The organism is Embleya sp. NPDC059237 (assembly GCF_042754105.1).
GTDB lineage: Bacteria > Actinomycetota > Actinomycetes > Streptomycetales > Streptomycetaceae > Embleya.
Map to the genome: position 1 here is coordinate 1,196,296 of NZ_JBHZAE010000001.1, position 10,496 is coordinate 1,206,791.

The 10,496-nt window shown below is 71.7% G+C and carries 10 protein-coding genes; 5 read left to right on the forward strand and 5 right to left on the reverse strand.

Annotated elements, in window-relative coordinates; all coding sequences use genetic code 11:
• Positions 1 to 74: 74 nt before the first annotated feature.
• Both ACFXKZ_RS05250 and ACFXKZ_RS05255 read left to right on the forward strand, forming a co-directional pair.
• The gene (locus tag ACFXKZ_RS05250) at positions 75 to 950 is read left to right on the forward strand and encodes an amidohydrolase family protein (protein ID WP_379996565.1); all 876 of its coding nucleotides are present in this window, start codon (positions 75 to 77) and stop codon (positions 948 to 950) included.
• Positions 950 to 2,185: an amidohydrolase family protein gene (locus tag ACFXKZ_RS05255; protein ID WP_379996567.1), complete on the forward strand. Its 1,236-nt coding sequence runs from the start codon at positions 950 to 952 to the stop codon at positions 2,183 to 2,185. The genes ACFXKZ_RS05250 and ACFXKZ_RS05255 overlap by 1 nt, the downstream gene beginning before the upstream one ends.
• Before the next feature lie 32 nt (positions 2,186 to 2,217).
• On the opposite strand, the gene ACFXKZ_RS05260 is transcribed toward ACFXKZ_RS05255, so the two are convergent.
• On the reverse strand, positions 2,218 to 2,880 hold the full coding sequence (locus tag ACFXKZ_RS05260) for a response regulator (RefSeq protein WP_379996569.1): 663 nt from the start codon (positions 2,878 to 2,880) through the stop codon (positions 2,218 to 2,220).
• Positions 2,855 to 4,024: a sensor histidine kinase gene (locus ACFXKZ_RS05265; RefSeq protein WP_379996571.1), complete on the reverse strand. Its 1,170-nt coding sequence runs from the start codon at positions 4,022 to 4,024 to the stop codon at positions 2,855 to 2,857. The genes ACFXKZ_RS05260 and ACFXKZ_RS05265 overlap by 26 nt, the downstream gene beginning before the upstream one ends.
• Before the next feature lie 175 nt (positions 4,025 to 4,199).
• Between ACFXKZ_RS05265 and ACFXKZ_RS05270 the strand changes: the two genes are divergently transcribed.
• Positions 4,200 to 6,470 carry an MMPL family transporter gene (locus tag ACFXKZ_RS05270; protein ID WP_379996573.1) on the forward strand — a complete coding sequence of 757 codons (2,271 nt, stop codon included), beginning with the start codon at positions 4,200 to 4,202 and terminating at the stop codon, positions 6,468 to 6,470.
• A gap of 198 nt (positions 6,471 to 6,668) precedes the next feature.
• Here ACFXKZ_RS05270 and ACFXKZ_RS05275 read toward each other — a convergent pair whose 3' ends face one another.
• Both ACFXKZ_RS05275 and ACFXKZ_RS05280 read right to left on the reverse strand, forming a co-directional pair.
• The gene (locus tag ACFXKZ_RS05275; RefSeq protein ID WP_379996575.1) at positions 6,669 to 7,394 is read right to left on the reverse strand and encodes an SDR family NAD(P)-dependent oxidoreductase; all 726 of its coding nucleotides are present in this window, start codon (positions 7,392 to 7,394) and stop codon (positions 6,669 to 6,671) included.
• A 110-nt stretch (positions 7,395 to 7,504) separates the two neighbouring features.
• Positions 7,505 to 8,395: an NAD(P)H-binding protein gene (locus ACFXKZ_RS05280; RefSeq protein ID WP_379996577.1), complete on the reverse strand. Its 891-nt coding sequence runs from the start codon at positions 8,393 to 8,395 to the stop codon at positions 7,505 to 7,507.
• Positions 8,396 to 8,530: 135 nt separating this feature from the next.
• Between ACFXKZ_RS05280 and ACFXKZ_RS05285 the strand changes: the two genes are divergently transcribed.
• Positions 8,531 to 9,427, forward strand: coding sequence for a LysR family transcriptional regulator (locus tag ACFXKZ_RS05285; protein WP_379996579.1), 897 nt, complete (start codon positions 8,531 to 8,533; stop codon positions 9,425 to 9,427).
• Positions 9,428 to 9,477: 50 nt separating this feature from the next.
• On the forward strand, positions 9,478 to 9,963 hold the full coding sequence (locus ACFXKZ_RS05290; RefSeq protein ID WP_379996581.1) for a nitroreductase/quinone reductase family protein: 486 nt from the start codon (positions 9,478 to 9,480) through the stop codon (positions 9,961 to 9,963).
• A gap of 41 nt (positions 9,964 to 10,004) precedes the next feature.
• Here ACFXKZ_RS05290 and ACFXKZ_RS05295 read toward each other — a convergent pair whose 3' ends face one another.
• Complete coding sequence (locus ACFXKZ_RS05295; RefSeq protein ID WP_379997310.1) at positions 10,005 to 10,493, reverse strand: Scr1 family TA system antitoxin-like transcriptional regulator; 489 nt, start codon at positions 10,491 to 10,493, stop codon at positions 10,005 to 10,007.
• Positions 10,494 to 10,496 lie beyond the last annotated feature (3 nt).

Consider the following 10,496-nt stretch of genomic DNA (forward strand, 5'->3'; position numbering starts at 1 on the left):
CGTTGCCTATGGCTGTTGCCCCTTGCTGCTGTTAAGTTGATGGAGTCAATCAACTGATGGGCAGGGGGTTCGCCATGTCCGAAGCCGGGTCCGCCGGTGCCTTGGGTGCGGTCGATCTGATGATCGGCTTCCCGAGTGCGCAGGCCAGGAGCCACTACGACTTCCTGAAGCCGCAACTGCGTGACGCGGAGAGCGGCGAGATGGAGTTTCCCGCCGAGTACATGTTCAAGGGTGTGCCGAACCGGCTGGACGAAGGAGCCGATCCGGTCGAGGTGACGATCGGTCGGATGGATGCGTGCGGCGTCGAGATCGGCCTGGTCGGGCTGAGCGAGACCGCGCTGCGCGCGATCGCCGCGCATCCGAAGCGGTTCCGGCCGACGTTGGAGGTGGATCCGAACGACATCACCAAGGCGGTGCGGCGGATCCGGGCGGCGTACGAGGAGCACGGGATCGTCGCGGTGACCACGTTCCCGGCGGGCTGCAATCCGCAGGTGCCGGTCAGCGATCGGCGCTACTACCCGATCTACCAGACCTGCATCGACCTGGACCTGCCGATCGTGTCCAACGCGGGCATCGCCGGTCCGCGGGTGCCGTCCGCGTGCCAGGACGTGATGCACTTCGACCAGGTCTGTTACGACTTCCCCGAGCTGCGGATCGTGATGCGGCACGGCGCGGAGCCGTGGGAGGACCTGGCGGTCAAGCTGATGCTCAAGTGGCCGGGGCTGTACTACATGACCTCGGCGTTCGCGCCGAAGTACTACCCGAAGGCGATCGTCGACTACGCGAACACGCGTGGGGCGGACAAGGTGATGTACGCGGGCTACTACCCGATGGGGTTGTCCCTGGAGCGCATCTTCCGCGAGTTGCCGGATGTGCCGTTCAAGCCCGAGGTGCGGGCGAAGTTCCTGCGGGAGAACGCGATGCGGGTATTCAAGCTGGGGGAGCGGTGATGGGCGGGTCGGGCGCGGTCGGTTCAGGCGGGTCGGGCGGTTCGGGGCGCTACACCGTCATCTCGGCGGACGGGCATGCCGGCGCGGGCATGGACGTCTACCGGGAGTTCCTGGATGCGGCCTGGCATGAGGAGTTCGACGCCTGGCGGGGGCGCTACCGCAACCCGTTCCGCGACCTTCAGGGCGACGGGCGTACCCGCAACTGGGACGACGAGCGGCGGATCGCCGAACTGGCCGCCGACGGGATCGTCGCCGAGGTGGTGTTCCCGAACACGGTGCCGCCGTTCTTCCCCACCGGCCAACTACTCGCGCGCCCGCCGTCGTCGGCGCACTCCTACGCCCGCCGGCTGGCCGGGATCCGGGCGCACAACCGGTGGCTGGCCCAGTGGTGCGGCGGAGCAAATGCCGTACGCCGGGCCGGACTTGCCCAGGTGTTCCTGAACGACGTCGACGACGCGGTGGCCGAGGCGGTGTGGGCGAAGGAGAGCGGGCTCGCGGGCATCCTGATCCCGACCACGCCGCCGGACGCGACCGGGATCCTGCCGCTGTACGCGCCGGAGTGGGATCGGCTGTGGGAGGTCTGCCAGGACCTGGAGTTGGCGGTGGTCAACCACGGCGGCTCCGGCAGTCCGGACTATGGGGACTACCCGGCGGCGACGTTCCTGTGGATCGCCGAGGCGACGCTGTTCTCCCGTCGGCCACTGACCCACATGCTGCTGTCCGGAGCGTTCGCGCGCTTTCCCCGGCTGAAGTTCGCGATCACCGAGCAGGGCGCCGCGTGGGTTCCGCCGCTGCTGCGGCAACTGGACGCCTATCACGCGCAGATGGCGTCGGGGCGGATCGGCGAACTCAAGTACACCGAGGCGGACCGGCTGCCCGAGCCGCCGAGCGTGTACTTCGCCCGGAACTGCTGGGTGGGCGCGAGCTTCCCGTCGCCGACGGAGGCCGCGGCGCGGCACGAACTGGGCGTGGACCGCTACATGTGGGGCGCGGACTACCCGCACGACGAGGGCACTTACCCGTACACGCGCGAGTCGTTGCGCCGCTCGTTCCACGACGCGTCGCCCGAGGAACTGCGCGCGATCCTGGCCGGCAACGCGGCGACGCTGTACGGCTTCGACCTGGCCGCACTGGACGCGCTCGCGGCGGAGGTCGGACCGACACACGCGGAGGTGGCCGAGCCGTTGGCGACGGTTCCCGAGGACAGCAACAGCCCGGCGTTCACCCGCTCCTGACGGGGACTCACGGGACCTGGCCCGCCCCCGGCTCAGGGCCCGGGGAGGATCCGGCGCGTTTCGTAGGCCCACATCGCGATCTCGACCCGGTTGCGGGCGCCGAGTTTGGCCATCAGGCCGGCCAGATGCGTCTTCACCGTGCTGAGGCTGATGTGCAGTGCGTCGGCGATCTCGGTGTTGGTCAGTCCGCGAGCGACGGCGAGGAGCACCTGCTCCTCGCGGGCGGTGACGGGGGAGATCGGCTGGGCCACGGGCCGGCCGACGGGCAGGTCCGCGAATGCCTGGAGCAGCCGGACGGTCACGCTGGGCGCGATGAGCGCCTCACCGCCGGACGCCGACCGTACGGCCTGGGCCAGAAGGTCCGGTCCCGTGTCCTTGAGGAGGAATCCGCGGGCGCCGGCACGCAGCGCGCCGTAGACGTACTCGTCGAGGTCGAACGTGGTGATGACGACCACGGCCAGTGGGTCGGCGACGCCCGGGCCGGCGACCAGCCGGGTGGCCTCCAGTCCGTCGATCACGGGCATGCGGATGTCGAACAGGCAGACGTCGGGGCGCAGTTCGCGGGCCATCCGGACCGCTTCCCGTCCGTCGGCGGCCTCGCCGACCACCTCGATGTCGGGCTGGGCGTTCAGCATGATCCGCAGCCCGGTGCGGATGATGGTCTGGTCGTCAGCGACGAGGACGCGGATGGGCACCGCTCTCGGTCCTCCCTCTCGGCAGCTCGGCTTCGACATGCCAGCCCAGTTCGGGGCCGGGGCCGGCGTGTAGTTCGCCGCCGAGCAGGGCGGCGCGCTCGTGCAGTCCGGCAAGTCCGAATCCGGCACGGCCTCGGCCGGTGCGGTGGCCGTTGTCGCGCACGCTCACCCGTACCGTACGCCGTTCCGCGGTGACCCGGACGACGACCTCGGTCGCGTCGACCGCATGGCGCATGGCGTTGGTCACCGACTCCTGCACAATGCGGTAGACGGCCGCGTCCAAGGCCGGGGGCAGCGTATCCAGCTCGCCGTCGAGCCCCAGGTCGACCCTGAGCCGACCACCCGGGGTGCGCACCAGGCGCTCCAGATCCGCGACACCGGCAGGCGGCGCGAGCTCGGCCCCGGCCCCGCGGTCGCGCAGCGCGGTGACCATGGCTCGCATTTCCTCCAGCGTGCGCGCCCCTTCCTCCTCGACCCCCTCCAGCGCCTCGACGGCGGCGGACGGGTCGGTGCCCGCGAGCACCCGGCCTGCCTGGGCGCTGATCACCATGGCCGAAACGTGGTGGGCCACCGTGTCGTGCAGTTCCCGGGCGAGCTGCTCACGCTCGCGGGAGCGTACCTGCTCCAACTGCCGCTCGCGAGCGGTCACCAGGAACCGCACGGCTGCCCCGATCAAGCCGGGCAGCAGCAGGAAGACCAAACCCCCGACCAGTTGGGTGACCGGGGTTTCGTACGTGACGACACACAGCGCGAAGGCCGTGAGGATCACCCCGCCGCCCAGCACGATCTCCCGTCCCGATCCCCACCGGGGCAGCGCGTACACCAGCACGAGCACGACCGCGCCGGTGTCCAGGCCGACGGGCCCCGGTGCGGCGATCAGCGAGACCAGCTGGAGCAGGATCACCGAGCCGAACGCCAACGTGACCATCGCCAGTGGGCGGGTCCGGCGCCACAGGAGCAGCAGGCACAGCCAAACGGCGAAAACCGCCGCCACCGGCCGCCACACGACGTTCTCGCGCAGGCCGGCCTCCAGCACCACACCGCCCAGGGCCGCGGCGAGCAGCGCCCAGTCCCGCCACACCCGGGCGGGCGCGTCGGGCGGTCGGGGTTCGGTCCACAGGGTTCGCAGGTCGTTTCGCAGCACGGTTCTCAGCCTAGGGACCGCGCCGTACCGCGCATCGGCCGAAAGTACGGGGCGTCTTTCCGCCCCGGGGCCGAAGGATCCGCGGCCCGCGAGCCGATGCCGCGGAGCGCCGTGGCGACGAACCTCGGCATCGGCGGCCGGACAAGGACGGCCGACGAGGTGGTTGGAGAAATCGATGCTCTCGAAAGCCCTGTTGCGCCTGGGCGCAAGCGCCGCCCGCCATCCCTGGCGGGTGATCGCGGCATGGCTGATCGCCGCCGCGCTCGCCGTCCTCGCCGCGATCGCCATCGGCGGGCGGACCGCGGACTCGATGACCGTTCCGGGACTGGACTCCCAACGGGCCGCACAACTGATCGAGCGGGCCGGCACCGGCCAGGAGGGCATGACCGCCCAGGTGGTCGTCACCCCCCGCGACGGCGGCACGACGTTCTTCGACCACGGCAACGCGCGCGCCGCGCTCACGCGGTTGCAGACCGAGATGCGGCGGCTGCCGCACGTGCTCGGCACGAGCGACCCGGCGGGAGCACTCGACGCGGGCGGGGACACCACCGTGCGCGGCGGGCTGGTCTCGGCCGACGGGCGGATCGCGGTCGTCCGGGTGCAGTACCCCGACCAGAGCCGGCTGTCGGCGAAAGACCTCGACGCCCTCGTGGACCTCGGCGACCGGCTGCGCGCCGAACTGCCCCTGCGCATCGAGATGGGCGGGGACCTCTTCTACGCCTTCTCCAGCCCCGACGGCGGCGTGAGCGAGCTGATCGGCATCCTCGCCGCGGCCGCGATCCTGTTCCTGGCGTTCGGTTCGCTCGTCGCCGCCGCGCTGCCGATCGGCATGGCGGTCTTCGGGCTGACCGTCGGGGTTGCCACGATGACGGTACTGGCGGGGGTGACGGACGTCCCGACCTTCGCCCCGGTCCTGGGCAGCATGGTCGGGCTCGGAGTGGGCATCGACTACGCGCTGTTCGTGCTCGCCAGGCACCGGGAGTACCTCGCGCGCGGGGTCGATCCCCGCGACGCGGCGGGGCGAGCGGTGGCCACGGCGGGGCGGCCCGTGGTTTTTGCCGGCGGCACCGTCGTCGTATCGATCCTCGGCATGGCGGTCGCGAACGTACCGTTCATGACGGTGGGCGGGTTCGCCGTCTCGATCGTCGTCCTGACCATGGTGCTCGCGTCGGTGACGCTGCTGCCGGCCTTCCTCGGCGCGGCCGGCCCACGCCTGGCCCGGCCCGGCCGGATCGGCCGGGCTCTGCGGACGAGGAAGCCGGGCCGACTCGCACGGCGGCGGAATCCGGCGGCAGGCGCCGCCCACGCCGCCGGGTGGCGTCGCTGGATCGGGCACGTCAGCCGGCACCCGGTGCCGTACGCGGTCGGCGCGGCGGGGCTGCTGCTGACCGCGGCGCTGCCCGTGCTCGGCCTGCGCGTCGGCCTGCCCGACGACGGCTCACTGCCCCACAGCCGTACCGAGCGCCGGGCCTACGACCTCGTCGCCGAGGGGTTCGGCCCGGGCATCAACGGCCCCCTCGTCATCGCCGCGGACCCCGCCGGTGATCCGGGAGTGCTGGACCGACTCGTCGGGGAGGTCGCGGCGGATCCGGGCATCGCATCCGTCGCGCCGACGCACGTCGATCGGGCCACCGGCATCGCGACGCTCGTGGTGTTCCCGACCACCAGCCCCCAGGACAAGGCCACGGCCGACACCATCGCCCGGCTGCGCACCGACGTGCTGCCCACGGCGATCGGGCACGGTCCGGCCAGGGCCCACGTCGGCGGTGCCGCCGCGAGCCTGTCCGATGTGGGCCGACGCACCAGCGAACGCCTGCCGCTGTTCGTCGCCACCGTACTGGCGATGTCGTTCCTGCTGCTGATGCTGGTCTTCCGCTCGATACTCGTACCGCTGAAGGCGGTACTGCTGAATCTGCTGAGCATCGGCGCGGCCTACGGCGTCATGGTTGCGGTCTTCCAGTGGGGCTGGGGAGGCGCACTCATCGGGCTGGAGGCGACGGTTCCGATCGTGTCGTTCATCCCGATGTTCCTCTTCGCCATCCTGTTCGGCCTGTCGATGGACTACGAGGTGTTCCTCCTCTCCCGCGTACGCGAGGAGTACCTGCGCACCGGCGATAACGGCACGGCGATCGTCGACGGCATCTCGGGCACCGCCCGGATCATCACCTCGGCCGCCCTCATCATGGTGGCGGTCTTCCTGTCCTTCGCCGTCACCGACGACCCCTCCACCAAGATGTTCGGGCTCGGCCTGGCCACCGCGATCTTCATCGACGCCACGGTCGTGCGCATGGTGCTGGTACCGGCGACCATGACACTCCTCGGCCGGGCCAACTGGTGGCTGCCGAAGTGGCTGGACTCGATGCTTCCCGGCGGCCTGGTCGGGGCCGACGACATCGACGCGGAATCCGCGGGTGAGGCCCCGCGTCCACGGCTGGTCGACCGGTGACTCGACTCCTGCCCGCCATTGGCGTCCGGGACCTCGGCGCGTCATCCAGGCCCTGTCCGGCGGATCTTGGCGGGTCCGCGCCGCCCGGCACCGCACCTCGCCGCACCGGAGAAACAGCCGAATGGAACCACTATGCGGCTGCTTCTCCGGCACGCCGATGCACGGCACCGGGATCCACCAAGATCCGGCGGACAGGGCCTAGCGGCCCAGGACGTGGCCGCCGCTGACGTTGACGAACTCGCCGGTCATGTAGCCCGCTTCGGGGGAGGCGACGAAGGCGACCGCGGCGGCGATGTCGTCGGGGCGGCCGACGCGCTTGACGAGCGTGGCCTCCGCGCGGCGGGCGTGTTCGGCGGCGTCCTGGACCATGTCGAAGGCGAACTCGGTGTCGGCGATGTAGCCGGGGACGACGATATTGGCCGTGATGCCGTCGGGGCCGACCCGGGCGGCGAGGGTGTGGTTCCAGGCGTGCACGGCGGCCTTGGCGGCGCCGTACGCGTTGTTCCCGCGCAGTCCGGCGGTCGAGCCGATCGACACGATGCGGCCGCCGGGGCGGGCGATGCGGGGGAGCAGGGCCTCGGTGAGCAAGATGGTGGGCAGGACGACGTGGTCGTACATCCCGCGCCAGTGGTCGGCGACGGCGGCCAGGTCGGGGTCGTCGAGCGCGGGCAGCCGCCGGCCGGCGTTGTTGACCAGTACGTCCACCCGCTCGGGCAGCGATTCCCGGGCCCGCTCCACCGCATGAGGGTCCGTCAGGTCGACGGCGACCGCGACGCCGCCGATCTCCTCGGCGACGGCGGCGATCGGCCCGGGACGGCGGCCCAGCACGGTCACGTGGTCGCCCTGCGCGGCGAACCGGCGTGCGATGGCCCGTCCGATGCCGCTGCCCCCGCCGCTGACCACCACGAATCGCCGTGCGTCCATGCCCCGTTGTCCCCTCGTAGGATTTGTCGCGATCCTACGAGGGGGAGGGCGCCCCGACCTGCCGGTGTGGGTGTGATCACCGGCACTGCGCGGCGCGCGGGCGGGTTCGGTCAGGCCGTGACGGCGGGCCGCAGCACCTCCTCGCACCACCGGCGGAACGTGGTCGGTGCGGTCTCGGGCGTGCTGCCCGCGTCGGCGCCGTAGTAGCCCTGGGCGTCCAGCGAGTCCACCATGTCGGCGAGCCCCTGGGCCCATGCCTCGCTCGCGCCGTGGCCGATCAGGGTCGCCTTGTACTCGGCGCTGCTCGTGCGCCGGAAGCCGATCGGCCGGCCCAGCACCTCGGACAGGACCTCCGCCATGGCCGGCGGGGTCAGGTCGTCGGGGCCGACCAGCGGGACGTCGGCCGAACCGGTCCAGGAGTCGTCAAGGAGCAGTCGGACGGCCGTGGCGGCGATGTCCACGGTGGCACAGGTGCGCAGGATTCGGTCCTCGGTGGTGGCCAGGAAGAACATGCCGGTGCGGCGGATCGGCTCGACCTGGTGCAGCAGGTTCTCCATGAGGAAGGGCGGACACAGCGCCCGGTAGTGCACGTCCATGGTGGTGATCGCCTCGTCCATGGCGAGCGAGGCCGAGATCTGCCCGGCGTTCTCGGCCACGCCGCGCCCGAGGGTGGAGACGGCGACGACACGTCGGATGCCGTCGTCGCCGACCACGTCGCGCAGCGGCTCGGTGAAGGCGCGGAAGTGGCCGTCGACGCTCGCCGCCCCGGGCGTCGGCGGCACCAGCCAGAAGATGCGGTCGGCGCCCGCGCACGCCTCCTTCAGCACGACGGGGTCGGCGTGCGAACCGGCGACGACCTCGACCCGCTCGCGGATGTTCGCGGGCAGGCGCGCGGGGTCGCGGGCGATCACCCGTACGGGCGGGACGGCGCCCGGGGCGTCGAGAAGGCCGGTGAGAACCTGCGCGCCGATCTGTCCGGTCGGGGTGGTGACGACGATCACGAATACTCCAGGGGAGATGTTCGAAGGGATGTCGTCGAGCCTGGTGGCCGGCAGCCCCGAACTGAAGGATCGATCGGCTCCCGGTTGTTACCCTCAGGGCAATACCGAACCGAACGTAGGGGAGAGGGTGAGTACGTGGAGTCCCGCCCGCTGCGCTATTTCGTCGCCGTCGCCGAGGAGTTGAACTTCGCGCGCGCCGCCGAGCGGCTGGGGATCTCGCCGCCACCGCTGTCGCGCGCGATCCGCGCGCTGGAGGGGGAAGTGGGCGCGGTCCTGTTCGAGCGGACCACGCACAGTGTGGCGCTGACCCCCGCCGGCACGGTGCTCCTGGCGGAGGCGCGGCCCGCGCTGGACGCGCTGGAGGCCGCCGGACGCCGGGCCCGGCGCGCCGCCGACGCCTCGCCGAAGCTGGTGCTGGCGATGAAGGCGGATGGTGACGGGGACCTGCTGGAGCCGATGCTGGCGCGCTACGCGGCCGAACCGGGAGCGATGCCGGTACGGATCCGGCTGTGCGGCTGGCAGGAACAGCCCGACCTGCTGCGCCGGGGCGAGGTGGACGTGGCCCTGGTCCATGAGCCGTTCGACCGCGCCGGCCTGGACGCAGAGACGCTGATCGCCGAACCGCGCGTGGCCGCCCTCGCCGCCGCGCACCCGCTCGCGGCCGAGGAGTCGTTGACCCTCGCCGACCTGGGGTTGCGCGCCGAGGAGGTGGACCGATACATCCAGGAGCACCGCCATGCGGGGCGCGACCTCGCCCAACTGCTGACGTTGGTGACCCTGGAGTGCCGAACCCCGCTGCTGCCGCGTTCCGTCGCCGCCCGCTACCCCCGCCCGGGCGTCGTGTTCCGGCCGGTCGTGGACGCGCCGCCGTCGGTGCTGGCCGTCGCCTGGCCCGAACGGTCCCGCTCGACGGCGGTGGCGGCGCTGGTCCGAGCGGCCTCGGCAGTGGCCCGGACGGGGGTCGGGAGCCGTGACGCGGACCACGTCCGGATCCCCGAGACCGGCATTGATGGTTGGCGAGACCCGGACTAGAGTCGCGCAACCCAACTGCCGCGCGTGCCTTTCCTGGAGCGAAAACCATCATGGCGGAACAGAAGAACGACGAATTCATCGAGCCCTCGCCCGAGGAGATCGTTCTCTTCACCAAGGAGCACGTCTCGCAGATGGAACAGTCGGACGGCGACGACGTCTGGCTGCTGGCCGGGATGGACCACGTGCTCGTACACACGGTCGGCCGCAAGAGCGGCCGGATGCACAAGGTCGCCCTGCCGTTCTGGGCGGACGAGAACGGCCACCGCATCGTGGTCGGCTCCTTCGCCGGCGCCGCCAAGCACCCGTCCTGGTACGTGAACCTGTCCGACCGCACGGCCAACCCGCAGCTCCTGGTCCGCGTGCAGCACGCGACGTACTGGAGCGTCCCGGAAATCCTCGACGGCGACGAGTACACGAAGACCTGGGCCGCCCTGACCGCCGACCGCGCCTACTACGCCAACTACCAAACCCGCACCGACCGCCGAATTCCCCTCATCCGCCTCCCGGAAACCACCCTGATCGCCACCCGAGGCTGACGCGCAGTCAGGCGGGGCCGCCGACACGGTCGTTCGGCATCCTACGAGCGGACTTGGTCGAGGAGTGCGCGGCAATCGTCGCCCATCAACGCGGCATCCGCCATCAGACGGAACAGCCCGTGACAGGTCGCGATGTCGCTCGGGTCGGTTACCGCCACGGTGGCGTGCTCCAGGCCCACGTTGACGAGTCGGTCGTCGAACATCTCGTAGCCGTGCAGCGGTACTTCGTGCACTGGCGCGCCGAGTGGGATCACTCCGATCTCGACATTGGGCAGGGTGGTCGTCGACGCGATGTGCGCAGCCTGCCCCGCTCGAACCTCCGGCGGGCAGAAGCCCCAACGCAACGCCGTCTCGGTGATGACGAAGGTGAACCGACGGGTCGTGTCGTGAGCGCCTGCTGTCTCTCCGGTCGGGGGGGGGGGGCGGGCGGGGGGGGGGCGCCCCCCCCCGGGGGGGGGGCCGGGGGGGGGGTGTGGGGGGGGGGGGGGTGGGGGGGGGGGGCGCCCCCCCGCGCGCGGAGCTACAGACAGACG

What these genes read in the sequence shown, in the direction of transcription:
- ACFXKZ_RS05255 (WP_379996567.1), top strand. Translation starts at nt 950, where the DNA reads ATGGGCGGGTCGGGCGCGGTCGGTTCAGGCGGGTCGGGCGGTTCGGGG.
- ACFXKZ_RS05250 (WP_379996565.1), top strand. Translation starts at nt 75, where the DNA reads ATGTCCGAAGCCGGGTCCGCCGGTGCCTTGGGTGCGGTCGATCTGATG.
- ACFXKZ_RS05275 (WP_379996575.1), bottom strand. Translation starts at nt 7,394, where the DNA reads ATGGACGCACGGCGATTCGTGGTGGTCAGCGGCGGGGGCAGCGGCATC.
- ACFXKZ_RS05270 (WP_379996573.1), top strand. Translation starts at nt 4,200, where the DNA reads ATGCTCTCGAAAGCCCTGTTGCGCCTGGGCGCAAGCGCCGCCCGCCAT.
- ACFXKZ_RS05290 (WP_379996581.1), top strand. Translation starts at nt 9,478, where the DNA reads ATGGCGGAACAGAAGAACGACGAATTCATCGAGCCCTCGCCCGAGGAG.